Genomic DNA, 23,909 nt, shown 5'->3' on the forward strand with positions numbered 1-23,909 from the left:
GCGGGCCGGATGGTTCCCGCCGGTGGAGAAGAAAAACTGGCTGGTGCAACAAGGCCTTCGGGCGATCCGGTGCCTGCCCCATGGTCACCCACGGGGGGCGTGACATCCCCGGTGTCCGCCCGGGGCGGGGGCGGTCCGGCAGGGCGGGCCGTCGGTCGGCAGCGGCTTTGCCGCCGGGGCAGTGGCGGATAAGGGCCCTGCCGCCGTCCGTGGCGCATCCCGCAGGGCGCGTCCGATTGCCCGGACGGCCTGCCGATGTGTCGGGCGATACGGGCGCCCGGCATGGTGCCCGGCGCGCCGCTGCCCTGACCCGATCCGGGGCGCGCCCCGCGTGCCTAGTCCGCCCCGGCTTCCTGCGCGGACAGGCCGCTCATCGCGGATTTCAGCGACTCGACCGAGAAGGGCTTTTGCACGATGGCGCAGGGCGGATAGGCCTCCTGCAGGTCGCTGGTCATGCCGTAGCCCGTCGCCAGCACGAAGGGGATGCCGCGCTCTGCAAGGTGCTCGGCCACGGGAAGGCTCTGTTCGTCCTGCAGGTTCACGTCCAGCAGCGCGATGGTCGGGCTGTGCGCCTCCAGCCAGGACAGGGCGTCGGCGACGGAGCTGCAGATCTTGACCTCGGCGGCGCCCATGTCCTCGAGGATCGCGGCGGCATCCATCGCGATGATCAGCGCATCTTCCAGCACCAGAACCGGGCCGCTCAGGCGGAAATCGCCGGTCCGGGCGGTGACGATGGTCTGCGTGCGGGGCGCTTCCTCGGTCTGCTCGGGCACGATCTGGGCGATGCAGTTCGGCGGCAGCCGGAAATGTGCCTCGACGCCGGTCACCTTGTAGGAAATCTCGGCGTCGCCGCGCAGCTCGTGCGGGATCGAGGTTTCGATGATCGTGGTGCCAAAGCCGCGCCGGGTCGGCGGCTGCACCGGCGGGCCGCCGCGTTCGACCCAGTCGATCAGCATGCCGCCGCTGCGGTCGACCTGAAGGGTCACGGTGATCGACCCGGACTGGTCGCAGAGCGCGCCGTATTTGACGGAATTCGTGGCCATCTCGTGCAGGACAAGCGCCAGTGTCGTATAGGCGTTGGGCTGGATCATCGCATCCGGGCCGGTCACGCGGACGCGCCGGGACCCGGCCCGGGCATAGGCTTCGAACTCGCAGGCGATCAGCGCCTTCAGCGAGGTCGGCTCCCAGCGTTCGGCGGTCAGCTGGTCGTGCGCGCGGGCCAGCGCGTGGATGCGCCCGTCGAGGTTCTTTGTGAACTCTTCCAGCGTCGCCGCCGAACTGCGCGATTGCGAGACGAGGCCGCGCATCAGGTTCAGGATGTTGCGCACCCGGTGGTTCAGTTCCGAGATCAGCAGGCTTTGCTGTTCCTGCGCGCGCTTGCGCTGCAGGTTCGCCGCGTCGGTGACCTTCAGGAAGATTTCCAGCAGCGTCGTGCGCAACAGGTCGGCGGCATGGGTCTCTGCCGGGGTCCAGGGCGTCGACTTGCCGCGCACGGTTTCCTGCCAGGCCGCAAAGCTCTTGCGCGGGGTCAGGCGCACGCCGTTCGGGCCGACCTGCGCGGGCTTGGCCGGATCGCCGGCCCATGTCTTCGCGGTATCGACCTGCTTTCTGACCAGCACGAGGTAATCGCGCGGGCGGCGGGAAATCGGAATCGCCAGCAGCCCGGCGGTGCGCTCTTCGTAGTCGCGGGCGGGCTCGTGGATCTTGCCAAGGCAGTCGGTCGCAAAGACCTCTGACCCGATGGAGCGGTCGAGCATCCGCGCGATGGCAAGGAAATCCTCTTCGGTGGGCGTGATGCCGGTGGCGTGGAAGGACTCGTCGTGCATCAGCACCAGACCGTCGTGCGGGATGACGCTGGCGATCTCCTTGGACACCGACAGAAGCGAGGCGGTGATCGAGTCGCCGCTGGCCATATGGCCCATCAGCAGCGTCTGAAGCCGCGCGGTGTCGCGCTCTATCTCCTTCAGCTGCCGGTCGGCGTGGCGGCTGAGCTCGTAAGAGAACATATGCGCGAACATCTCGATCGAGGTCCGGCGTTCGTAGTCGATGTAGCACGGGCTGTTGTGGTGGCAGGCAAACAGGCCCCAGAGTTCCCCGTCCTTCATGATCGAGACCGACATCGAGGCCTGAACGCCCATGTTCCTGAGGTACTCGATATGGATCGGAGAGACCGCGCGCGTGACCGCCAGCGACAGGTCCAGCGGCGCGCCGTCGATGCGGACACCGGGCAGCAGCCGCGCGCCGGGGTCGTCGACATCGGCGATCAGCCGCAAGAGCGAGCGCTTGTACAGCGCGCGGGCCTGCGCCGGGATGTCCGAGGCCGGAAAATGCAGCCCGTCGTAGCGGCTTTGCCCGTCAAGCCGGGTCTCCGCGATCACAAGGCCGGACTGGTCGGGCTGAAACTGGTAGACCATGACGCTGTCGAAGCCGCACAGCGATTGCAGCCCCTTGGCGGCGTCCCGGGCCAGCGTGCGCAGGTCGCGGTCGCGGCGCAGCGCCGAGATTTGCGGGTAGACCTCGGCCATCAGGTCGGAATTCCGGGTCTCGCGCTTGGGCTCGAACTCGATCAGCAGATGTGCGCCGCTTTCGTGGACGGAGACGTCGAAGTTGCGGCCCGAGGCGCGCAGCACGACCCCGAACAGCCGCAGCGCGCCGTCGTGGGTTTCCAGCGCGCGCAGGTTGCGGCGGATCCGTTCGAAGCCGTCCGACACGATGATCTCGTGCAGCGGGCGGCCCAGCACGGCCTCGTGCTCTATCCCGAGGATTTCGGACAGGTTTTCAGAGGCATGTTGCACGATCCAGTCGGCGGAAACGGCGATCAGCGCGCCGTAGCTTTGCACCCGGCCCAGCTGGTGGATCGGCTCGCGGTCGCAATTCGTCAGGTCGGCGGGGCCGACCGGCGTGGGGGTGGCGTCGTTCATGGCTGACCCTCGGTGCTGCCCTGGCCCTCAGAGGCCGCGTAAGCCGCAGCGGCGAAGATATCGAAGCCCCTCCGCACGTCAATTTCTATCCGCGCCGCAGGGGCGCTGTTCAGCGTGACACCGTCCAGAGCGGCGCAAACCCGCTGCCATTCCGCGGTGGCGGGCGGTGCCCGGAAATACATCGGCAGGGTCACATCGGGCATCTCGTCAAGCAGGCGCCTGCGCAGGACCTCTGTCCCCAGCCGCGAACCCAGAACCAGGTAATCGACGGCCAGAGGGTCAAGCGGCGGCGGATCCTGCGGCGCATCGGTCCGGGGGCCGAGATCGCGGTCCAGCCGGTCCAGAAGGTCCAGCGTGATCTGGTGCGAGATCTGCGCGGGGGAGGGTGCGGCGGCCAGCGTCGCAAAGGCCTGCCGCTGCGCGCAGAGGAAGCCCCGCAACCCCTGCCCGAGATCCGCGGTCAGCGGCGCGAAGGCGGCCTCTGCCGCCTCGTGCTGTGGCGCTGTGGCCCGGCGCAGGTGGTGGCGGAACCCGCTGCGCAGGGCTGCCCCGGCTGTATCGGGCGTGACGGGTACGTCGGTCGCAGGGGAGGGATGGGAGAGCGGTAGGCTAAACGGCTTCAATAGGGACCTGATCCAGGGGGCAAGGCCCCACTTGCCCGAGAAGGGATGAGACGGCGCGGCTGTTCGGACGTCGCCGCGCGCCAGTGTTCGGTAGCAAAGGCTAGGCCGGAATGTGCGGCTGACAATGGAGGATTGTCAAAGATTTCGCCGCGGAAACCGAAAACGGTTTCCCGGTCCCGCCGGTTCGCGACCGGATTATTCCGCCGCCTTGAGCATGCCCACCAGCCGGTGGAACTTTTCGCCCTGCACGGCGACATGGGCGCGCATGACATCCGCCGCGCGGGCACCATCCTGTGCCGCCAGCGTCTTTACCACCTCTTCGTGCTCCGACATGGATTGCTGCAACCGGCCCCGGGCGCGCAGCTGCATCCGGCGGAAGGGTTGCAGGCGGCGTTGCAGCCGCTTGGCCTCCTGCTCCAGAAAGGCATTGCCTGACTGCGCGTAGATCAGCGCGTGAAACCGTTCGTTGGCGCTGTAGTAGGCGCCGTGGTCCTGCGCGGCGACGGCAAGGGCGCATTCCGCGTTGATCGCGTCCAGTTGCGCCAGCGCCTGATCGGATATCCGGGCGGTGGCGAGCCGGGCGCAGACCGCTTCCAGTTCCGCCATGACCTCGAACATTTCCAGCAGTTCGACCGGCCCGGGCTGGCGGACAAAGACGCCACGGCGCGGGATCTGCTCTGTCAGGCCCGTCAGCGCAAGCCGCTGCAAGGCCTCGCGGACCGGTGTGCGCGAGACCTCGAATCGCTCGGCCAGCTGGACCTCGTCCAGCCGCGCGCCGTCCGGGAAGGTGCCGTCGAAGATCAGCCCCTCTATGGTGTCGGCGATGATGTCGGATCTCTTGCGCTCCATGGGGATCAGGATGCACGAAACGCTTGTGAACGCAACAGCGGCATTCTTGTATACAAAAACATTGACAGCGTGTGCATGGGCTGCCACCGTTTGCGCAGTCCGGGGAATCCGGCACCAAGGGAGGAACATCATGAAACTGTCTTTGACCGCCTCTGTGGCGGCTCTTGCGCTATGTGCGGCGGCCACCCAGGCCGAGGAACTGCGCCTGTCGCACCAGTGGTCCACCAGCGACGTCCGCCACGAGGTCGCCCAGATGGTCGCCGACGAGGTGGCCGCCGCCGGTGTCGACCTCGAGATCAAGATTTTCCCGTCCGGCTCGCTGTTCAAGGCGCGCGAGCAATACACGCCGCTGTCGCGCGGACAGCTGGACATGACCGTGCTGCCGCTGTCCTACGCGGGCGGCCAGCGGCCCGCCTACAACCTGACCCTGATGCCCGGACTGGTGAAGAACCACGACCACGCCGCGCGCATGAACGACAGCCCGTTCATGGAAGCGCTCGAAGGCATCATGGCCGAGGACGACGTCAAGGTGCTGGTGCACGGCTACCTCGCCGGCGGCTTTGCCGGCACCGAGGAGTGCATCACCGCGCCCGACAACATGGAAGGCAAGCAGACCCGCGCCGCGGGCAAGGCCTTCGAACAGATGCTTGCGGGTGCCGGGGCCTCCATCGCCTCGATGGCCTCGTCGGAAATCTACAATGCCATGCAGACCGGCGTTCTGGACGCGGCCAATACCTCGTCTTCGTCCTTCGTCAGCTACCGCATCTATGAACAGGTGGCCTGCTACACGCCTGCGGGCGATTACGCGCTGTGGTTCATGTACCAGCCCCTGCTGATGAACAAGACCACCTTCGACAACCTCAACGAAGAGCAGCAGGCGGCGCTGATGGCGGCCTCTGAAAAGGCGCAGGCCTATTACCTCGAAGAGGCCAAGAAGGAAGACGCGGCCTCGGCGCAGATCTTCAGCGATGCCGGTGTCGAGATCGCGCAAATGAGCGCCGAGGACTTCGACAAGTGGCGCGCGCTGGCGCAGGAAACGTCCTACAAGGCCTTCGTCGAGGAAACCCCCGACGGCCAGACGCTGCTGGACCTCGCCCTGTCGGTCGAGTGATCCATCCGGGGCGGCACGCTGGGGCCGCCCCACCCAATCCATGAATTCAGGAGGTGGCCATGTCAGGCCGGGTATCGACCGCGGCGGCTCCGACCGGCGGCAATCCGTTTCTGCGCGCGGTGGCGGCGATCAGTACCGTCGCGGGCTGGGCCTCGGCGGCGATGGTCGTCGCGGCGGTGGGCATCACCTGCCAGATGATCTGGGTGCGCTTCGTGCTGAACGGCTCGACCGTCTGGCAGACCGAGATGGTCGTCTATCTCGTCATCGCCGCGACGCTGGTGGGGCTGCCCTACGTCCAGCGCCTGCGCGGCCACGTCAACGTCGACCTCGTGCCGCTGGCCCTGCCGCCGCGCGCGCGCAAGGGTATGGCGGTGCTGACCCTGTCGCTGTCCATCGCGGTGGTCGGGGTGATGCTGTTCTACGGTTTCGAGTTCTGGCACTTCGCGTGGGACCGGGGCTGGAAATCCGACACCGTCTGGGGGGTGCGCCTGTGGATTCCCTACATGGCGCTGCCCGTGGGCTTTGGCCTCTTCCTGCTGCAACTGGTGGCCGACCTCGTCGCGCTGCTGCTGAACGTCGACAAACCCTTTGGCCTGCACGACGATGTCACCCTGACCGAGCGCGCCGACCTTGACCCGGTGACAGAGGACGCGATGGACGATCCCGCCGACCGGGCGCGCGCCGCGCAGGACTTCTCCGAACCGAAAGGAACCCGCTGATGGACCCGCTTGTTCTGGGACTGCTGGTCGCGCTGGCCACCATTCTCGTCCTGTTTTCCGGCGTGTCGGTGGCGGTTGGCCTGCTGATCGTGTCGGCTGGCTTCCTGATCGTCTTCGACGGCGTCCGGTCGCTGGAACTGATGCCCGAGATCTTCTTCGGCAAGCTCGACAGCTTTGCGCTGCTGTCGATCCCGATGTTCATCATCATGGGCGCTTCGATTGCCTCGACCCGCGCGGGCGCGGATCTGTACGAGGCGCTGGAACGCTGGCTGACCCGGGTGCCGGGCGGGCTGGTGATTTCCAACCTCGGCGCCTGCGCGCTGTTCGCGGCGATGTCGGGCTCCAGCCCGGCGACCTGTGCGGCCATCGGCAAGATGGGCATCCCCGAGATGCGCAAGCGCGGCTATCCCGACGGCGTCGCGGCGGGGTCCATCGCGGCGGGCGGCACGCTGGGCATCCTGATCCCGCCCTCTGTCACCATGATCGTCTACGGCATCGCGACCGAGACCTCGATCGGGCGGCTGTTCCTGGCGGGCGTGGTGCCGGGCTTCATGCTGATGATGCTCTTTATGGCATGGTCGCTCTATTCCACCGCACGCTCGGGCGAGCGCGACAAGCTGACCGCGCGGCGCTATTCCTCGGGGTGAGCGGTTCGAGATCCTGCCCCGCGTCGTGCCCTTCCTGGTGATCATCCTCGGCGTCCTTTACGCCATGTACGGCGGCATCGCGACGCCCTCTGAAACCGCCGCCGTGGGGGCGCTGCTCTGCCTGCTGATCGCCATGGTGATCTACCAGCTCTGGTCGCCCCGGTCGCTGTGGGTGGTCCTGCGCGATTCGACCCGGGAAAGCGTGATGATCCTCTTCATCATCGCCGCCGCCGGGGTCTTCAGCTACATGCTGTCGTCGCTCTTCATCACCCAGAGCATCGCCGCATGGATCGGAGAGCTTGAGGTCAACCGCTGGGTGCTGATGGCGGCAGTGAACGTCTTCCTGCTGATCGCCGGGTTCTTCCTGCCGCCGGTGGCGGTGATCCTGATGGCGGCGCCGATCCTGCTGCCGATCATCCAGACCGCCGGGTTCGACCCGATCTGGTTCGCGGTGATCCTGACCATCAACATGGAGATCGGCCTGATCTCTCCGCCGGTGGGCCTGAACCTCTACGTGATCAACGGCATCGCGCCGGACATCTCGCTGAAGACCATCCTCAAAGGCTCTTTGCCCTTCGTCGCCTGCATGGTCGTGGCCATCCTGCTTCTGTGCTTCTTCCCGGGGCTGGCGACATGGCTGCCCGACCTCGTGATGGGACCGGGCGTATGAGCATCCTCGCCGACCTTCTGAACACGGTCTTCGAGCGGCGCTATCGCTTCGGCCTTGCCCGGCAGGACGACCGGCCCTTCGAGGATCTGACCGCCGACCTGATCGGCGCCACCGGAGAGGTCACCGGCCAAGCCGTCGCGCGCCAGTTGCTGGACCGCTACGAAGGCTGGTCCGACGCGGACAGGCTGGCCTTCTTCCGCCACCTCGCGACGGCGATGGACGTGCAGCCAGAGGCGGTTCGGGCCGCCCTGGCCGCCTATGAAGAGGCACCCGGAAAGGCCAGTTACCGCGCCTTTGCCGCCGCCGCCGAGCCGCCCCGGCAGGAGCTGATCCGCCGCCTGAACATGGTGCCGGGGGCGACGCATCTGCTGGTTCGGATGCGCGCCGACCTGCTGCGGCTGGGGCGGGGCGAAGAGGCGCTGATGGCGCTGGACCTCGACTTTCGCCACCTCTTCGCCTCGTGGTTCAACCGGGGCTTTCTGGTGCTGCGCCCGATCAGTTGGGAAAGCCCTGCGGCGATCCTTGAAAAGATCATCGCCTACGAGGCGGTGCATGCCATCGACAGCTGGGACGACCTGCGCCGCCGCCTGCAACCGGCGGACCGGCGCTGTTTCGCCTTCTTCCACCCGGCCATGCCGGACGAGCCGCTGATTTTCGTCGAGGTGGCGCTGACGCAGGGGGTGGCGAGTTCGGTGCAGGCGCTTCTGGCCGAGGACCGCACGGTGCGCCCCGCCGATCAGGCGGATACGGCGAATTTCTACTCGATCTCGAACTGTCAGGCCGGGCTGGCGGGCATCTCTTTCGGCAATTCGCTGATCAAGCAGGTGGCCGCCGACCTCTCGCAGGCGCTGCCCGGTCTCAAGACCTTCGTCACACTGTCGCCCATGCCGGGCTTCGCGCGCTGGCTGGCGGATCGGGAACTGAGCGCGGACGGCATGACCGAGACCCAGCTGCGCCAGCTTGGCGCCCATTACCTGACGCGGGCCAAGCGCCCGGACGGGCAGCCGCTGGACCCGGTGGCGCGTTTCCACCTTGGCAACGGCGCGCTGGTCCATGCGCTGAACGCCGGCGCCGATATCTCGCCCAAGGGGCTGGGCCAGTCCCACGGGCTGATGGTGAATTACCTTTACGATCTGGCGCGGGTGTCGCAGAACCACGAACGCTTTGCCGCTGCCCAGGAGGTGGCGATGTCGGGCGAGGTGCGCGGACTGACCTCCGCCGCCGAAAGCGCCCTGAAGGAGACAACGGAATGAACCCCCTTTACGACAGCCTCTTCGGCGCCCACGCGGGCCGCGATGCCCCCTTCCTGCATCTGCCCGAGGGCGGCACGCTGAGCTACGCGGGCTTTCTGGCCAAGGCCGCGCAGATCGCGCATGTGCTGAATGCGCAGGGGCTGGAACCCGGAGACCGCCTTGCCGCGCAGGTCGAGAAATCGCCCGAGGCGCTGGCGCTCTACGCCGCCTGCGCGCAGGCGGGCGTGGTCTTCCTGCCGCTCAATACCGCCTATACCCGCGACGAGCTGGCCTATTTCGTCGAGAACTCGGGCGCCAAGCTGCTGGTCGGCGATGCCGCGAAAGAGGGCGACCTCGCGCCCATGGCCGAAGGCTTCGGCGCGCGCTTCCTGACGCTGAACGGCGATGGTGCGGGCTCGCTGTCCGAGGCCGCCGCAGGCCAGCCCGAGAGCTACCAGACCGTCGCGCGCGACGGCGAAGACCTTGCCGCCTTCCTCTACACCTCGGGCACCACGGGCCGTTCGAAGGGCGCGATGCTGACGCAGGAGAACCTGCTGTCCAATGCCCGCACGCTGGTCGAGTACTGGCACTTCGGCGAGACCGACGTGCTGCTGCACGCGCTGCCGATCTTCCACACGCATGGGCTGTTCGTGGCGACCAATGTGACGCTGCTGGCGGGTGGCTCGATGATCTTCCTGCCGAAGTTCGAACAGGACGCGATGATCGCCCGCCTGCCCGAAGCGACCTGCATGATGGGTGTGCCGACCTTCTACACCCGCCTTCTGGACGACGATCGCTTCGACAAGGCGCTGACCGGGCACATGCGGCTCTTCATCTCGGGCTCCGCCCCGCTTCTGGCGGAAACGCATGAACGCTTCGAGGCGCGCACCGGGCACCGCATCCTCGAACGCTACGGCATGACCGAGACCAATATGAACACCTCGAACCCCTATGACGGCGACCGCCGCGCCGGGACCGTGGGCGTGCCCCTGCCGGGGGTCGAGCTGAAAGTCACCGACCCCGAGACCGGCGCCGAACTGCCGCGCGGCGAGGTTGGCCAGATCGAGGTGCGCGGCCCCAACGTCTTCAAGGGCTACTGGCAGATGCCGGAAAAGACCGCCGCCGAACTGCGCGCAGACGGCTTCTTCATCACCGGCGATCTGGGGACCCGTGGAGCGGACGGCTATGTTACCATCGTCGTACCGCAACAAGGACCTGATCATCTCGGGCGGCTACAACATCTACCCCAAGGAGATCGAGCTGGTGCTCGACGAGCAGCCCGGCGTGCTGGAAAGCGCCGTGATCGGCGTGCCGCACCCGGATTTCGGGGAAACCGTCGTCGCCGTCATCGTCCCCGCCGAGGGGCAGGCACCCGACGAGGCCGCGCTGGCCGAGGCCTGCAAGGAAAGCCTTGCGCGCTTCAAGCACCCGCGCGCCTTCGTCATGGCCGAGGCGCTGCCGCGCAACACCATGGGCAAGGTGCAGAAGAACCTTCTGCGCGATACCCATGCGGGGATGTTCGCCGGTTGAGGTGAAATTTCCCGGCAGGGGGTGCGCGGTCGCGCCGCAGACCCTACCTGCTGGGCATGACAGAGCAGATCCCCCGGACCATCGGCCCCGTACTCGTACTCGACGACCTCTCGGACGGGCGCATGGCACTGGCCGCGCTTTTCATCGTCCCGGGCGAGGCTGCGCCGGGGCCGATCCGCGCGGAAGGCATGGACCATCGCCCCGCGGCGCTGGCCCGCTACGACAGCGCCACCGTCTGGCGCACGCGCTTCACGCTGCCCGCGGGTCGCGCGTCCTCCTACGACTGGAACGGTCAGAGCTTCGCGGTGGCCAGCGACCTGACCGGCGACCTGCGGCTGGGCTACGTGTCCTGCAACGGCGAGGAAATCGGCGACATGGACCGCGCCGAGTCAGAGCGCAACGTCATGTGGGCGCGCCTGCGGGCACAGCACGAAGCGGCGCCCCTTGGCCTGCTTCTGCACGGCGGCGACCAGATCTATGCCGACGAGGTGACGCAGGGCCACCCGCTGACCGAGGACTGGCCCGAGGATTTCGAACGCCACCCGACACCGGCGCAGGTGGCCGACCTGCGCCACCACCTGCGCGAACGCTTCCTGATGCGCTACGCCGCGCTCTACCGCGCGCCGCAGTTCGCCTGGCTGGCGGCGCGTGTGCCGTCCCTGATGCAATGGGACGACCACGACATCTGCGACGGCTGGGGCTCGCTGCGGCGTTCGCGCACCGAAAGCACCGTGGGCGAGACGCTGTTCTCCGAGGCCCGCGCGGCCTTCCTGATCTTCCAGCAGGCAACGGTGGACGGCGACTTGCCGCCGCGCTTCGCCGACCCGAAGGGCCAGCACCTCGACTGGACGGTGCGGGGGCAGGGGCTGCGGATCATCGCCCCCGACCTGCGGGGTGAACGCACCCGCCGCCGCGTCATGGGCCCCGGCGGCTGGGCCGCGATGGAGGCAGAGACAGCACGCCCCGACCCCGGCCACAGCTTCCTGATGTCCAGCGTGCCGCTGCTGGGGCCGCGCCTGTCGATCCTCGAAACGATCATGGTGCTGATCCCCTCGATGCAGAAATACGAGGACGACCTGCGCGACCAGTGGCAAAGCCGCGCGCATCGAGAGGAATGGCGGCGGATGCTGCGCATGGTCCGCGAGATGGCGCTGCGCGAGGGCCACGGGATCACCGCGCTCTCGGGCGAGATCCACCTCGCCACCCGCGCCGAAATGACGCTTGGCCCCGGCATCGCGCTGGATCAGCTGGTCGCCTCGGGCGTGGCGCACCGGGCGCCGCCGAAGGGCTGGGCGCGCTTCCTCGGGGCGCTGGCGCGGCTGGGCGAAAGCCCGCTGCGCGGCCACCCGATCCGGGTGAGGCCCCTGCCGGGACAGCGGGCGCTCTACACCGCCGAACGCAACTGGCTGCTGCTGGAGCGCAGCGGCGGCGCATGGTCGGCGCGCTGGGATCTGGAACACAGCGGGTTGACGCCGCCGCTGCCGCTCTGACATCGCGGCGGGGCGGCGCCCTCTGGCGCCTCGCCGCGATGTCAGCGGCCCGCCGCCACCTCTGCCCCGGGACGGTGCTGCGCCCGCCACGCCCCGGGTCGCCCCATCGTCTCATCAGGGCAACCCACGCCGCCACCGGGGCACAGCCCCTGCTTCTCTTTGGCAAAAATACCCAAGAGCGCCGCAGCCACGGGCACAGCGCCCGCGATTGTGCGGCCACCCTCTGCAGAATCATCCCCGGCCCGGCGCCAGCCCGCTCAGCCCGCGCCGGGTCGCCCCGGCGCGGACCCCGCGCGCGTCAGGCCGCCTGGGCGGCGTATCCCGCGCCCTTCAGCGCCGCCTGAATGGCGCCGGCGTCGAGCCTGCTGTCCACGGTGACCGTGCGCTCTGTCAGGTCGCAGGCGACAGAGGCGCCGGGGTCGGCGGCTGTCACGGCCTTCTCGATCGCGGCGGTGCAATGGCCGCAACTCATCTCGGGAACGTTGAATTTCATGGTCTGGCTCCTGTTCTTGATCCTCTCCAGATGGGGCTTCCAGCAGATGGAAGGTCAAGCCCCGCAAAAAATCGACACCATGCCCCTTGACCCTCCAGTGACTGGAAGCCCCATATCCCTGCCATCACGCAACCGGAGGCCCTCATGTCCGCATCACCCATCACCCTGAGTATCGAGGGCATGTCCTGCGCCTCCTGCGTCGGCTCGCGTCGACCGCGGCCTTGCGGCGCTGACCGGCGTCTCTGACGTCTCGGTCAACCTTGCCGCGGAAACCGCGCGTTTCACGGTGGACGACCCGGCGCGGGTGGCAGAGGCGGTCGGCGCGCTGAAGGCGCTGGGCTACCCGGCGCGGCAGAGCTCTGTCACGCTGTCGGTGGCGCAGATGACCTGCGCCTCCTGCGTCGGTCGGGTGGAGCGGGCGCTGGCCGCCGTGCCGGGCGTGCTGGGGGTCTCGGTCAACCTCGCGGCAGAGACCGCGACGGTGACCTATGCCGAGGCCGCCGTCACCCCGGCAGAGATCGCCGCCGCCGCCACGCAGGCGGGCTACCCGGCCCGCGTGGCGCAGGCGCAGGAAGTGACCGATCAGGGGGAACGCAAGGCGGAAGAGGCCCGCGCCCTGACCCGCCAGACCCTGCTTGCCGCCGTCCTGACCCTGCCGGTCTTCGTGGTCGAGATGGGCGGGCACCTGTTTCCGGCGCTGCACCACTGGGTCCACGCCACCATCGGGCGCGAGACAAGCTGGCTGGCGCAGTTCCTGCTGACCACGCTGGTGCTGGCCGGGCCGGGGCGCATGTTCTACGCGCGCGGCATCCCGGCACTGCTGAAGGGGGCGCCGGACATGAACTCGCTGGTCGCGGTCGGCACGCTGGCGGCCTGGGGCTATTCCACCGTGGCGACCTTCCTGCCCGGCCTGCTGCCGGACGCCCTGCGCGCCGTCTACTTCGAGGCGGCGGCGGTGATCGTCGTGCTGATCCTCCTGGGCCGCACGCTCGAGGCCCGCGCCCGGGGCCGCACCGGCGCGGCGATCCGGTCGCTGGTGGGGCTTCAGGCCCGCACCGCCCGCGTCCTGCGCAGCGGCCAGCCCGAGGATGTGGACACTGACAGCCTGCAACCCGGCGACCTGCTGCTTGTCCGCCCCGGAGAGCGCATCGCCGCCGATGGCGAGGTCGCCGAGGGCCACAGCGCCGTCGACGAAAGCATGCTGACCGGAGAGCCGATCCCCGCCGACAAGCAGGCCGGCGACCCGGTGACCGGCGGCACGGTGAACGGCACCGGCAGCCTGCAGGTCCGGGTGACGCGCACGGGCGCCGACACCACGCTGGCGCAGATCATCCGCATGGTGCAGGAGGCGCAGGGCGCCAAGCTGCCGATCCAGGGCCTTGTGGACCGCATCACGCTCTGGTTCGTGCCGGTGGTGATGGCGGTGGCGCTGCTGACCGTGCTGGTCTGGATGGTCTTCGGCCCCGATCCGGCGCTGACCATGGCGCTGGTCGCCGGGGTCTCGGTGCTGATCATCGCCTGCCCCTGTGCCATGGGCCTTGCCACGCCGACCTCGATCATGGTGGGCACGGGCCGTGCCGCCGAACTGGGCGTGCTGTTCCGCAAGGGCGACGCCCTGCAGGCGCTGGACGGGGTGCGCGTGGTGGCGCTGGACAAGACCGGCACCGTGACCGAAGGCCGCCCGGAGCTGACGGAGATCGAGACCACCGAGGGCTTTGGCCGGGTGCGTGTCCTGACCCTCGCCGCCGCCGTCGAGGCGCATTCCGAACACCCGGTTGCGCAGGCCATCCTGCGGGTGCAGCGCTCTGACGTGCCGCTGCCGGCCATGACCGACTTCGCCTCGGAAACCGGCTATGGCGTCCGGGGCCGCGTGGAGGGCGCAGAGGTCAAGGTCGGCGCCGCCCGCTACATGGCGCGCGAGGGCATCGACATCGGCGCCCTGACGGACCGGGCCGAGGCGCTGGAACAGCGGGGCCGCACGGTGCTCTATGTCGCCATCGACGGGCAGGCCGCCGCTCTGATCGGCGTGTCGGACCCGGTGAAGCCCGCCAGCCGCGCTGCCATCGCCGCGCTGAAGGCGCGCGGGCTGGACGTTGCGCTGATCACCGGCGACCGGCGCGCCACGGCGCTGGCCATCGCCGCCGAGACCGGCATCGACCACGTCGTCGCCGACGTCCTGCCCGACGGCAAGGTCGCCGCGCTGGAGGAACTGCGCAAGCGCGGACCCGTGGCCTTTGTCGGTGACGGCATCAACGACGCGCCCGCGCTGGCCAGCGCCGAGGTCGGCATCGCCATCGGCACGGGCACCGATGTCGCCATCTCCTCTGCCGACGTGGTGCTGATGTCGGGCGACCTGCGGGGCGTGGTGAACGCGGTCGAGGTCTCGGCCCGGACCATGCGCAATATCCGGCAGAACCTGTTCTGGGCCTTCGCCTACAATGCCGCGCTGATCCCGGTGGCGGCGGGGGTGCTGTATCCCGCCTTCGGCCTGATGCTGTCGCCGATGCTGGCGGCGGGGGCCATGGCGCTGTCCTCGGTCTTCGTGCTGACGAACGCCCTGCGCCTGCGCCGCATTGCCCCGGCGCTGGATGAACGGGCCGCCCCCGGCGGCACGGCGCCGCGATCCGTGACGGCACCGGAGGTGACCTCATGAACATCGGAGACGTTGCCGAGAAGTCCGGCCTGCCGCCCAAGACCATCCGTTACTACGAGGACATCGGCCTGATCCGCCCGGCGCGCAGCGCCAACGGCTACCGCAGTTTCCGCGAAAGCGACCTGCACAAGCTGGCCTTTCTGGGGCGGGCGCGGGCGCTGGGTTTCACGATCGAGGACTGCCGCACGCTGCTGGCGCTATACGAGGACGACCAGCGCGAAAGCGCGCAGGTCAAGGCACTGGCGCAAGAGCATCTTGTCCGCATCGAGGAGAAGATCGCCCGGTTGCAGTCGATGAAGAAGACGCTGACGCGGCTGGTCCATGCCTGCGCGGGCGACAACCGGCCCGACTGCCCGATCCTCGAGGATCTCTCGCCGTCGGACGACCGGGCCTGACGCACAGGATCCCGGATCCCGCCTGCCCGGGCCCGCCGTGACATCGGCAAGGCCGGGGCAGGCGGGCCGGGTCGAGATCCGGGGCCGGGGCGTTCTGGCGGGCTGTCGAAAAGCCATGGATCAAGGCGTTCCGATGCGAGGGGCGTCACGCGTCCGTCCCAGTGCGTACAACCGATGAACAAGGCGCCTCGGGGCCGCCGCGCGACGCGGCAGGCGCGCCCGGCGGACCTTTTCCCGCAGCCGTCTAGTCGTCTTCCAGCGGGCGTACGCGATCCGCCAGCGCCCGGATGCGCACCCGCTGCGCGGCCTCGATATGGGCGCGCATGGTGGCCTCGGCGGCGGCCCCGTCGCGGGCCTTCAGGGCCTCCAGCACGCGGCGGTGTTCGGCATCGGCATTCTCCGCCCGCTCGCTTTCGGTCAGGGTGGTGGGGCCGAGGATCATCATGGCCTTGTGCAGCGAGGTCATGGACTTGGCCAGAAAGCGGTTCTTGGCCGTATCCAGCAGGGTGGCGTGGAAAAGGCGGTTGAGCCGCGCGGCCTCTGTTCCGCTGGTCGCGGCGGTCAGGCGGTCGTTCAGCGCCTCAAGCTCTTCGATCTCGACCTCCGAGGCCGCCCGGGCCGCCAGCCGCGCCGCCGTGCCTTCCAGCACCGCGCGCATCTCGTACAGCTCCATGACCTCGGGGTAGTCCAGCCGCCGCAGGCTGGCGCCGGTGCGCGGGATATGCGTCACCAGCCCATCGGTTTCGAGCTGGCGGATGGCCTCGCGCACCGGGGTGCGGCTGACGCCAAGCCGGGTCGCAAGGTCGATCTCGCGCAGGCGGTCGCCCGGCAGCAGCGTTCCGGCCCGGATCTCTTCGAGAAGCTGCTGGTAGACCGAATTGCCCGAGGGGCCGGGGGGCGGGGCATCGGTGCGGGTGGTCATCTTGGGCTCCCATTCTTGCATACACTTGGATACATGCGGCGGGGCCGGGCGGTCAAGCCGCTTGGCCCGCAGCTTGCCAAGCCAGCGCCGCCAAGACAAGCCATGTCGCCACGGTGCTGCACGGAAAGACCGGTGCCGTGGCAGCCCCGCCGGTGGCGCGCGGCAATCTGCCTGTGCGGCTGCTTTCGCCGATGTCCACGGCACCGGGCCTGCGTTTGGCCTCTCACCCCTCTCCGGCAGCCGGGGGCAGGCCCATGGTCCCCGGAAGCGGCTGGTCCGAGACTGGCCTGAGACTGGCCCGAGACTGGGCCGGGATCGCCCGATGTTCCGGCACCGGTCGGTGACAGCGGACCCGAACCGGGCCTGTCAGACGCGGAATCTGTCCGGATTTGGCATGTTTACTCGTATTGCATCCGGGCGATATGTTTGTTTCAGCCGCATCGGAGGTATCCGGCCCCGGCGCGGTGGCACGCGACCACAGGGGATGGCCCGGGGGTGAAGAGGCAGCGCAATCCGCAGGACGACCTGACATTCCTGTACCAGCGGGAGTACGGAGAACCGGCTGAGCTGGCCCTTCGCCTGTCGGGCACCCTGCTTGGGTCGATCCTGCTGTACATCTACACCGGCTGGCTGGCCGCCCTGCTCTGGAGCGGTCTCTACCTTGCCGTTCACGCCGCACTTTACGGCTTTCTCCGGCTTCGGAAACGGGTCGCGCGGCCCCGCGACCCGGTGATCGCCGGGCTGCTTGTGGTTGCCGGCCTCTGCGCCTTTCTCTGGATGCCCGTGCATCTTGCCGCGCAGGAGGATGCTGCGCTGTCCTACGCGGGCCTCGGGCTGATGGCCACGACGATGGTCTTCCTGTCCCGGCGCGCCGACCGCGATCTGTGGATGATTGCCCTGCAGATCATCGTCATCGGCGGCCTTTGGGCGAAGGTGTCCTGGCATGTCGCGGCGCGGGCGCATGCCTGGCCCGAGAAGGGCGGCATCGCCCTGATGACCTTCGTCGTTTTCTTCTACACCGCGCAGGCCATGCTGTTGTCGCGCAAGACCCGGCTTGCGGGCGAAGAAACCGCGGCCCGCGCCGCGCAGGAGCAGAAGGCCTCCGCCATCGGTCGGCTTGCGGGCGGCGTGGCGCATGACTTCAACAACGTGCTGACGGTGATCAAGGGCAACCTTGAACTGGCGGACCTGCTGGAAGACCCGAAGGACCGCGCCGCCGCGCTGGACGAGGCCCGGGCCGCCGCCGAGCGTGCCGAGGCCGTGGTTCAGCAACTGCTGGTCTATGCGCGCCGGGCGCCGGTGCGGCGCGAGCGGCTGGACGCGCCGCGCAGCCTCGACCGTATCCTGAGGCAGGCGGCGCCGCTCTTGCCTGCGGGCGTCCTGCTGATGCCGCAGGGCCAGCCCGACCCGCATTGCGTTCAGGTCGACGAGGGGCTGCTGACCGCGGCGCTGATCAACCTGATCCGCAACGCCGCCGATGCCTCTGTGCCGGGCGACGTCATCCGCGTCTCGACGCGGGCGGTGCAGCTCGACGATCCGCGCCGCATGGCGGATTGCAGCCTTCTGCCGCCCGGCGCCTATGCCAGCATCCGGGTCGAGGATACCGGCCACGGCATTCCGGCAGAGCGGATCGGACGGGTGCTGGACCCGTTCTACACGACAAGGCCGGTCGGCAAGGGCATCGGGCTGGGCCTGTCCATGGTGCTGGGCTTTGCGCGCGAGGCGGGCGGCGGGCTGGCGCTGGACAGCGATGCGCGCGGCACGCGGGCCACCCTGTACCTGCCGCTGGCAGAGGCGGCGGGGCCGCAGGTGCCGCAAACGAAAAACGCCGCCCCCGAGAGGACGGCGTTGTAATCGGCAGTTCGGGACGGCTCAGAAGCCGAGGCCCTCGTACTTCTTCTTGAAGCGCGAGACGCGGCTCGCCCTGGTCGAGCATGCGGCCGGTGCCGCCGGTCCAGGCCGGGTGCACGGTCGGGTCGATGTCCAGCTGCAGCGAGTCGCCTTCCTTGCCCCAGGTGGTGCGGGTCTGGAATTCGGTGCCGTCGGTCATCTTGACGGTGACGACGTGGTAGTCGGGGTGAATGCCCTTTTTCATATCGCCGCTCCTTACGCGTTCGCGTTCTGGCCCTTGAGGGGCTTGTAGTTTGCATCTTCCGCGATCCGGGCCGATTTGCCGCGACGCGAGCGCAGGTAGTACATCTTGGCGCGACGGACGCGGCCACGACGGACGACCTCGATGGATTCGATGTTGGTCGAGTACAGCGGGAAAACCCGCTCGACGCCTTCACCGAAGGAAATCTTGCGGACGGTGAACGAGGCCGCGATGCCCTTGCCGTTCTTGCGGCTGATGCAGACGCCTTCGTAGTTCTGCACGCGGGTGCGGGTGCCTTCGGTCACCTTGTAACCGACGCGAATGGTGTCGCCGGCCTTGAAATCGGGAATGGTTTTCCCGAGCGAGGCGATCTGTTCCGCCTCGAGTTGTGCGATGAGGTCCATCCGACCTTCTCCTATGTTCGTCGCGGTTTGCCCGCGGAGATGTCTGGCCCGGAACCGGCGCGGGCGCCGGAGCGGGACAGCTTTTCTTTCTTGCGTCCGGTCCGGGGCGGGCAGGGCCTGCCACCGGTCCATATCACGAAAGGCACCGAGTCGCCCCGGTGCCCATCGCTGGCCTGCCTATACGCCCGCGCCGTCCTTCGATCAAGTCCCTTGCACGCGGCGCGGGGCCTCTGCGCGGAGGCTTCCGAAACAGGCGGGCGCCTGCCGCACCGGGGGGCGTTGCGCGCGGGTGCGCCGCCTGCGCCCATGGCGCCGATCCAGTCGCGCGCGGTGCCGATGGCGTCAGGACAGGGTGCCGGGGCAGTCGCCGCCGCACCGGTGGCGCCGGGGTGCGTTGGCGCCTTCCCCAAGGCGCGGTGTCAGGGGCCGTCGCGGAAGGGTCGCAGGTACACGGTCTGGGTGGCATCCAGAAAGCGCGCGCTGACCCAGCCCGAGGTGCCGCCCGCCCGCACCTTCATCCAGACCCCCTGAGGGCCATCGACAAGCGTGCACTCCTCGATGGTCACCGTGTCGCCTGCCGCGACAGAGCCAATGCGGGCGCCGCCCATCCCGGGCGCGTCCCGCATGTTCACGCCGCTGGCGACCGGGCGCTCCATCGTCTTGGGGTAGGGTTCGTGCATCACGCCCGACAGGTCCGAGCCCCAGAAGGCGGCGTCGCGCGTCAGCCTGCCCGAAGAACAGCCCATGGCATCGGCAAGCAACGCCACAGAGGCATCGGGCAGGCGGCGGTCGCCGGAGACGGCGCACCAGGCGCTGTCCCGGGCGGTACAGGGGGGCGGGCCGGGCAGGATGTCCAGGCCGACGCTGCCATCGTCGCGCAGTTCCACCAGACAATGCGCGGCTCCGTTGTGGCTGGCGGCGATGCGGCGCGCGCCAAGCTGTGCGGCGAAATCCTCTATGGGTAGGGTGGGCGTTGAATAGCCGCCCAGATCAAGCTGCCCCCATTCGTAATCCACGAAGGATTTGTGGATCGTCGGTTCCGCCGCGAAGGCGGTGTAGCACATGGCCTCCAGCGCGGTGGTGCTCAGCCCGGCGGTGTCCACCGCCCGCGCCATATGCGGCGGGCCGACCGGGGTCAGGCGCATGGCATGGGTGCGGATGCCGCCGCGCAGGGTAAAGAAGCTGGCGGAGGTGCGATGCTCCAGCGCCTCGGCCAGCAGGATCGGCGGGGCGACCCCGCCCATGATCAGCGAGGCATAGGCCTGCGTGATGTCATAGGTCAGGTTCATCATCTGCCGCGCCTCGACCGCCTGGGTGGCCTTTTCCTCGGGCAGGATGCCCATGTGAAAGCCCAGCTCGGCCCCGTGTTCGATATAGCGGTAATCCATGTCCTCCGAGATGTCGCGGGTCGAGGTCGACAGCGCCACGGCCAGCGCGCAGGCTGACAGGCAGGGCCCGTCCTTCAGGACGAAGACCCCGTAGATATCCGGATCCTGGTTCTCCATGATCGAACTGATGTACCCGCCCAGTGCGATGCCTTCCAGGAAGTTGCCGCCCGGGCTTTCCAGCACGATGTACTTGCCCCAGGTCGTCTCCAGCGCCGCTTTCACGCGCTCTGTGTCGCCCGGCACGATGGGGCCGGAGAGGTGAAAGACGGTGTATTGCGAAACCTGTCCCGGCTCGGGCGTCCAGTTCGAGCTGTAAAGCGAGCGCAGGGCTTCGAGACGGGGGGCGAGGTCGGGCCGCTGGGTGATCTCCAGCGCCTGCGAGAAGGCGGGGCCCAGTGCAAAGGGTCAGCACGAGGCCGAGGCGGGACAGCATGGCAGGCCTTTCAATAAGCTGCGGAAATGCCGTCAGGCTAGCCCGGGCCTGCCCCTGCGTCCAGCGCCGCGGGGCCTGTTGTCCGGTCTTCAAGGAGGGGCAGGTCATTGTATAGGCAGGCCCCCTCCACGGTCTGGGGCCGCGCGCGACCTTGATGTGGGCGACCCGCTTCCAGACCGGCCAGGCCACGGGAAAGCGCCGCCGGATCGCCGGGGCAGGCGCGGCGCCTGCCGCCTATCGGAAGCGCATGTTGAACACTGATTCGAGCATGTCCGAGGTGAAGGGGATGGACAGATGCGTCATATGCGGGATCGGGGGCAGGCCGCGGGGCGGCTCGTCGGCGCCCACGAGGATCGAGACGACCCCGGCCCGCGACATTTCCGAGATGAAGCCATAGGTCTCCGTCGCCTGCAGATCGTCGGGCTTGCGGATGAACATATGGGTCAGGGCCTCGCCGCTGGCCAGACGCGCGCGGGCATGCGCCACCGAGGGCACTTCCTCGACGGTGGCGTTGGCCATGCGATGGGATGCCGCCTCTGCCAGATCCAGCGAGATCAGCGGGTCCGGCTCGACGATCAGGAGTCTGAGCATTTTTGAAAGGGCCTTCCGTTGCCCTTTCGCTTTTAATGGGGCAACCTCCAGACCGCATTTAACTATGACATACCGGAACGCATCCATGCGGATCTCCTGCCAAGACTGCCCCCTGCGCAAACTGGACAGCTTTCAGGCCTTCAGCGCGTCGGACATCAAGATAACCGACGCGCTGAAACACGGCGAACTGCGCGTCGACGCGGGCATGCCGATCCTCGAGGAGGGCACCTCCTCGCCGCAGCTTTACACCGTGCTGCAGGGGCAGGGGGTGCGCTACAAGACGCTGGAAAGCGGCAGGCGGCAGGTCCTGAGCTTCGTCTTCCCCGGTGACTTCCTCGGGCTTCAGGCGGCGGTCATGGAGGAAATGGACCACTCGGTGGAATCGACGACCGAGATGGTGCTCTGCGTCTTCGACCGCAAGGATCTGCGGCGGCTGTACCGCGACGCGCCAGAGCGCGCCTTCGACGTGACATGGGTCGCGGCGGAAGAGGAAACGATGCTTTCGGAAGCCCTGACCGCCGTCGGCCAGCGCACCGCCAAGGAGCGGGTGGCCTGGGGGCTGATGCGGCTGATGCAGCGGTCGAAGGCCTCGGGCCTTGCCAAGCGCGACCGCGCGCCGATGCCGTTCCGGCAGACCGATTTCGCCGATGCGATGGGGCTGTCGCTGGTCCACACCAACAAGACGCTGTCGATGATCCGCCGTGCGAAGCTGGCCACATGGGCGGACGGCTGGCTGGACATCCACGACCCCGAAGGGCTGGCCGAGATGGCGGGCACGCCGCTTAACGGCACCCACTGCCGCCCGCTGATCTGACCGCTTACAGCGGCAGCTTGTACCCGATATGCGTCGGCTGGTAGCCGAGGTTTTCGTAGAAGCGATGGGCCTCCGGGCGGGTCTTGTCGGTGGTCAGCTGCACCAGCGTGCAGCCGCGCGCCCGGGCGGTCTCGGCGGCCCATTCCAGCATCCGGCGGCCAAGGCCGCTGCCCCGGGCCGCTGCCGCGACGCGCACCGATTCCACCTGCCCGCGCCAGGCGCCCGGGCGCGAGATCCCCGGCAGAAAGGTCAGGTGCAGGCAGCCCAGCAGGGCGCCGTCTTGCTCGGCGACGGCAAGGAACTGGTTCTCGTCGCGCTCGATGGCCTCGAAGGCGGACAGATAGGCGGCGTTCAGCGGCAGCGAGGCATCCTCGCGCCCGGCCCCCAGAGTGTCGTCGGCCAGCAGCGCGACGATGGCGGGCAGGTCGGCGCGGGTGGCGCGGCGCATCATTCCGGGCGCCCCTTGTAGGCGGCCCAGAGATCGGGGCGGCGCTGCCGCGTCAGGTCTTCGGCCTGCGCCCGGCGCCACTTCGCGATCTCGCCATGATGGCCGGACATCAGCACCTCGGGGATCGCCAGCCCCTGCCATTCGGCGGGGCGGGTGTATTGCGGATGTTCGAGCAGGCCTTCGGAAAAGCTTTCCTCTTCGGTCGAGGCGGCATTGCCCAGCACCCCCGGCAGCAGCCGGACGGTGGCGTCCAGCATGGCCTGCGCGGCGATCTCTCCGCCGGTCAGCACGTAATCGCCAAGGCTGACTTCGGTGATGCGGTAGTGATCCAGAACGCGCTGGTCCAGCCCTTCGAAGCGACTCGCAGATCAGGGTCACGCCGGGCCGGGTGGCCAGATCGCGCGCCATGGCCTGATCGAAGCGGCGCCCGCGCGGCGACAGGTAGAGGATCGGCGCGCCGGCGGGCATGCCCGCGCGGGCGGCCTCGATGGCGGCGCCCATGACGTCGGGCCGCAGCACCATGCCCGCGCCGCCCCCGGCGGGGGTGTCGTCGACATTGCGGTGCTTGCCCTGGCCGAAGTCGCGCAGCGGCACGGGCTGCAATTGCCAGCGGCCTTCCTTCAGCGCCTTGCCGGTCAGGGAATGGCCGAGAATGCCGGGGAAGGCCTCGGGGAAAAGCGTGATCACCTGCGCCTGCCAGTGCCCGGGCCAGGGTCTCGTCCGGGCCCATCAGGTTGCGCGGCTTCATCGTGGCGTGGATCGACTTGCGGCCATGAGACCGCGGCGCGGGCTTGTCCTGTTCGGTCACGGGGGCCTCCGGTGGTTTTTCGCGGGTCTAATGGCTTTCGCGGCAGAGAGGAACCGTGAAAGCCGGTCGGGGGGCCGCTGCGCTTGGCTTCTGCCGGGACGGGGCAGGCCCCCCGGCTGCGGCTGATCCCCATGCGCCCGGGGCAGGCGTCAGTCCAGCAGGCCCTCGGGCGGGTCGGCGACGATGCGCCCGGCGGTCAGGTCGACGGTGGGCACGGCGGCCTGGGTGAAGGGCAGCAGAACCGTGCGGCTTTGCCCCGGCACCTGAATTTCCAGCAGGTCCGCCGCGCCGTGGTTGTGCACCGCCTTCACGCGGCCCAGTTCGGCGCCGCCGGTGTCCAGCACGGTCAGGCCGATCAGGTCGGCGTGGTAGAATTCGTCATCGGGAAGCGAGGGCAGCCGGTCGCGCGGCGCATAGAGCCGCGTGCCCTTCAGCGCGTCCGCATCCTCTTTCGTCAGGACGCCGGACAGGCGCGCCGCGAAGCCGCCCTTGATCTCGCGTTGCAGGTCTATGTCGTACTGCCGCGCGCCGTCCTCAGTGGACAGCGGGGCGTAGTCGGCGATGGCGCCGGGATCGGCGGTGAAGCTCTTCAGCCGCACCTCGCCATGTACACCGAAGGCGCCCGATACGGCGCCGACGCAGACCATCTCGCTGTCACTCATGCAAGGCCATCCCC

General features: G+C 68.7%; 16 protein-coding genes and 6 pseudogenes. 10 read left to right on the forward strand and 12 right to left on the reverse strand.

From position 1 onward, the window contains the following. Nucleotides 1-335: 335 nt before the first annotated feature. The 3 genes from ABFB10_RS11180 to ABFB10_RS11190 form a co-directional block, all read right to left on the reverse strand. Nucleotides 336-2,921 (reverse strand): HWE histidine kinase domain-containing protein, encoded by a 2,586-nt coding sequence (locus ABFB10_RS11180; RefSeq protein ID WP_347166587.1) that lies wholly within the window; start codon nucleotides 2,919-2,921, stop codon nucleotides 336-338. Further along, nucleotides 2,918-3,544 (reverse strand): heme oxygenase-like domain-containing protein, encoded by a 627-nt coding sequence (locus ABFB10_RS11185; RefSeq protein ID WP_347166588.1) that lies wholly within the window; start codon nucleotides 3,542-3,544, stop codon nucleotides 2,918-2,920. Before ABFB10_RS11185 ends, ABFB10_RS11180 begins: the two co-directional genes overlap by 4 nt. Before the next feature lie 195 nt (nucleotides 3,545-3,739). Beyond that, nucleotides 3,740-4,393 carry a GntR family transcriptional regulator gene (locus ABFB10_RS11190; protein WP_347166589.1) on the reverse strand — a complete coding sequence of 218 codons (654 nt, stop codon included), beginning with the start codon at nucleotides 4,391-4,393 and terminating at the stop codon, nucleotides 3,740-3,742. 130 nt (nucleotides 4,394-4,523) lie between these two features. Between ABFB10_RS11190 and dctP the strand changes: the two genes are divergently transcribed. The 6 genes and pseudogenes from dctP to ABFB10_RS11220 all read left to right on the forward strand — a co-directional run bounded on the left by dctP (nucleotide 4,524) and on the right by ABFB10_RS11220 (nucleotide 11,792). Beyond that, complete coding sequence (gene dctP, locus ABFB10_RS11195; RefSeq protein WP_347166590.1) at nucleotides 4,524-5,504, forward strand: TRAP transporter substrate-binding protein DctP; 981 nt, start codon at nucleotides 4,524-4,526, stop codon at nucleotides 5,502-5,504. Nucleotides 5,505-5,563: 59 nt separating this feature from the next. Further along, nucleotides 5,564-6,106 (forward strand): annotated as a pseudogene (locus ABFB10_RS11200) (TRAP transporter small permease); the annotation flags it as partial. A 116-nt stretch (nucleotides 6,107-6,222) separates the two neighbouring features. Further along, nucleotides 6,223-7,540, forward strand: a pseudogene (locus ABFB10_RS11205) (TRAP transporter large permease). Then, nucleotides 7,537-8,793, forward strand: a complete 1,257-nt coding sequence (locus ABFB10_RS11210; RefSeq protein ID WP_347166591.1) for a malonyl-CoA decarboxylase — start codon at nucleotides 7,537-7,539, stop codon at nucleotides 8,791-8,793. Before ABFB10_RS11205 ends, ABFB10_RS11210 begins: the two are co-directional and overlap by 4 nt. Next, nucleotides 8,790-10,302 (forward strand): annotated as a pseudogene (locus ABFB10_RS11215) (malonate--CoA ligase). Before ABFB10_RS11210 ends, ABFB10_RS11215 begins: the two are co-directional and overlap by 4 nt. Before the next feature lie 56 nt (nucleotides 10,303-10,358). Beyond that, nucleotides 10,359-11,792 carry an alkaline phosphatase D family protein gene (locus ABFB10_RS11220; RefSeq protein WP_347166592.1) on the forward strand — a complete coding sequence of 478 codons (1,434 nt, stop codon included), beginning with the start codon at nucleotides 10,359-10,361 and terminating at the stop codon, nucleotides 11,790-11,792. 298 nt (nucleotides 11,793-12,090) lie between these two features. On the opposite strand, the gene ABFB10_RS11225 is transcribed toward ABFB10_RS11220, so the two are convergent. Next, the gene (locus tag ABFB10_RS11225) at nucleotides 12,091-12,285 is read right to left on the reverse strand and encodes a heavy-metal-associated domain-containing protein (RefSeq protein ID WP_347166593.1); all 195 of its coding nucleotides are present in this window, start codon (nucleotides 12,283-12,285) and stop codon (nucleotides 12,091-12,093) included. 144 nt (nucleotides 12,286-12,429) lie between these two features. Between ABFB10_RS11225 and ABFB10_RS11230 the strand changes: the two are divergent. Then, nucleotides 12,430-14,938: pseudogene (locus ABFB10_RS11230) on the forward strand (heavy metal translocating P-type ATPase). Next, nucleotides 14,935-15,333, forward strand: a complete 399-nt coding sequence (gene cueR, locus ABFB10_RS11235; RefSeq protein WP_347166594.1) for a Cu(I)-responsive transcriptional regulator — start codon at nucleotides 14,935-14,937, stop codon at nucleotides 15,331-15,333. The pseudogene ABFB10_RS11230 and the gene cueR overlap by 4 nt, the downstream one beginning before the upstream one ends. Nucleotides 15,334-15,577: 244 nt before the next feature. On the opposite strand, the gene ABFB10_RS11240 is transcribed toward cueR, so the two are convergent. Next, the gene (locus ABFB10_RS11240; protein ID WP_347166595.1) at nucleotides 15,578-16,255 is read right to left on the reverse strand and encodes a GntR family transcriptional regulator; all 678 of its coding nucleotides are present in this window, start codon (nucleotides 16,253-16,255) and stop codon (nucleotides 15,578-15,580) included. Nucleotides 16,256-16,750: 495 nt separating this feature from the next. Between ABFB10_RS11240 and ABFB10_RS11245 the strand changes: the two genes are divergently transcribed. Then, the gene (locus ABFB10_RS11245) at nucleotides 16,751-18,109 is read left to right on the forward strand and encodes a sensor histidine kinase (RefSeq protein WP_347166596.1); all 1,359 of its coding nucleotides are present in this window, start codon (nucleotides 16,751-16,753) and stop codon (nucleotides 18,107-18,109) included. An 18-nt stretch (nucleotides 18,110-18,127) separates the two neighbouring features. Here the strand turns inward: ABFB10_RS11245 and rpmE are convergent. The 4 genes and pseudogenes from rpmE to ABFB10_RS11265 all read right to left on the reverse strand — a co-directional run bounded on the left by rpmE (nucleotide 18,128) and on the right by ABFB10_RS11265 (nucleotide 21,163). Further along, nucleotides 18,128-18,350: pseudogene (gene rpmE / locus ABFB10_RS11250) on the reverse strand (50S ribosomal protein L31). 11 nt (nucleotides 18,351-18,361) lie between these two features. Then, nucleotides 18,362-18,751, reverse strand: coding sequence for a 50S ribosomal protein L19 (gene rplS / locus ABFB10_RS11255; RefSeq protein WP_023851128.1), 390 nt, complete (start codon nucleotides 18,749-18,751; stop codon nucleotides 18,362-18,364). 419 nt (nucleotides 18,752-19,170) lie between these two features. Continuing rightward, a complete protein-coding gene (locus ABFB10_RS11260; protein WP_347166598.1) occupies nucleotides 19,171-20,382 on the reverse strand; it encodes an SH3 domain-containing protein in 1,212 nt (403 codons plus the stop codon). A gap of 424 nt (nucleotides 20,383-20,806) precedes the next feature. Continuing rightward, on the reverse strand, nucleotides 20,807-21,163 hold the full coding sequence (locus tag ABFB10_RS11265) for a hypothetical protein (RefSeq protein ID WP_347166599.1): 357 nt from the start codon (nucleotides 21,161-21,163) through the stop codon (nucleotides 20,807-20,809). A gap of 85 nt (nucleotides 21,164-21,248) precedes the next feature. Here ABFB10_RS11265 and ABFB10_RS11270 point away from each other — a divergent pair, with 85 nt between their 5' ends. Next, a complete protein-coding gene (locus ABFB10_RS11270; protein WP_347166600.1) occupies nucleotides 21,249-21,977 on the forward strand; it encodes a Crp/Fnr family transcriptional regulator in 729 nt (242 codons plus the stop codon). Between the two features lie 4 nt (nucleotides 21,978-21,981). Here the strand turns inward: ABFB10_RS11270 and ABFB10_RS11275 are convergent, their stop codons facing one another. From ABFB10_RS11275 to rimM, 3 genes and pseudogenes are all read right to left on the reverse strand, one after another. Then, entirely contained in the window at nucleotides 21,982-22,428 is a 447-nt protein-coding gene (locus tag ABFB10_RS11275) for a GNAT family N-acetyltransferase (RefSeq protein WP_347166601.1), read from the reverse strand. Then, a pseudogene (trmD, locus tag ABFB10_RS11280) lies at nucleotides 22,425-23,173 on the reverse strand (tRNA (guanosine(37)-N1)-methyltransferase TrmD). The gene ABFB10_RS11275 and the pseudogene trmD overlap by 4 nt, the downstream one beginning before the upstream one ends. Nucleotides 23,174-23,382: 209 nt before the next feature. Further along, nucleotides 23,383-23,895, reverse strand: a complete 513-nt coding sequence (rimM, locus tag ABFB10_RS11285; protein WP_347166602.1) for a ribosome maturation factor RimM — start codon at nucleotides 23,893-23,895, stop codon at nucleotides 23,383-23,385. Nucleotides 23,896-23,909: the final 14 nt, after the last annotated feature.

Source organism: Ponticoccus litoralis, from assembly GCF_039769985.1.
Taxonomy (GTDB): Bacteria; Pseudomonadota; Alphaproteobacteria; order Rhodobacterales; family Rhodobacteraceae; genus Ponticoccus; species Ponticoccus litoralis.

What these genes read in the sequence shown, in the direction of transcription:
- ABFB10_RS11180 (WP_347166587.1), bottom strand. Translation starts at nt 2,921, where the DNA reads ATGAACGACGCCACCCCCACGCCGGTCGGCCCCGCCGACCTGACGAAT.
- ABFB10_RS11190 (WP_347166589.1), bottom strand. Translation starts at nt 4,393, where the DNA reads ATGGAGCGCAAGAGATCCGACATCATCGCCGACACCATAGAGGGGCTG.
- dctP (WP_347166590.1), top strand. Translation starts at nt 4,524, where the DNA reads ATGAAACTGTCTTTGACCGCCTCTGTGGCGGCTCTTGCGCTATGTGCG.
- ABFB10_RS11210 (WP_347166591.1), top strand. Translation starts at nt 7,537, where the DNA reads ATGAGCATCCTCGCCGACCTTCTGAACACGGTCTTCGAGCGGCGCTAT.
- ABFB10_RS11220 (WP_347166592.1), top strand. Translation starts at nt 10,359, where the DNA reads ATGACAGAGCAGATCCCCCGGACCATCGGCCCCGTACTCGTACTCGAC.
- ABFB10_RS11225 (WP_347166593.1), bottom strand. Translation starts at nt 12,285, where the DNA reads ATGAAATTCAACGTTCCCGAGATGAGTTGCGGCCATTGCACCGCCGCG.
- cueR (WP_347166594.1), top strand. Translation starts at nt 14,935, where the DNA reads ATGAACATCGGAGACGTTGCCGAGAAGTCCGGCCTGCCGCCCAAGACC.
- ABFB10_RS11240 (WP_347166595.1), bottom strand. Translation starts at nt 16,255, where the DNA reads ATGACCACCCGCACCGATGCCCCGCCCCCCGGCCCCTCGGGCAATTCG.
- rplS (WP_023851128.1), bottom strand. Translation starts at nt 18,751, where the DNA reads ATGGACCTCATCGCACAACTCGAGGCGGAACAGATCGCCTCGCTCGGG.
- ABFB10_RS11265 (WP_347166599.1), bottom strand. Translation starts at nt 21,163, where the DNA reads ATGCTCAGACTCCTGATCGTCGAGCCGGACCCGCTGATCTCGCTGGAT.
- ABFB10_RS11270 (WP_347166600.1), top strand. Translation starts at nt 21,249, where the DNA reads ATGCGGATCTCCTGCCAAGACTGCCCCCTGCGCAAACTGGACAGCTTT.
- ABFB10_RS11275 (WP_347166601.1), bottom strand. Translation starts at nt 22,428, where the DNA reads ATGATGCGCCGCGCCACCCGCGCCGACCTGCCCGCCATCGTCGCGCTG.
- rimM (WP_347166602.1), bottom strand. Translation starts at nt 23,895, where the DNA reads ATGAGTGACAGCGAGATGGTCTGCGTCGGCGCCGTATCGGGCGCCTTC.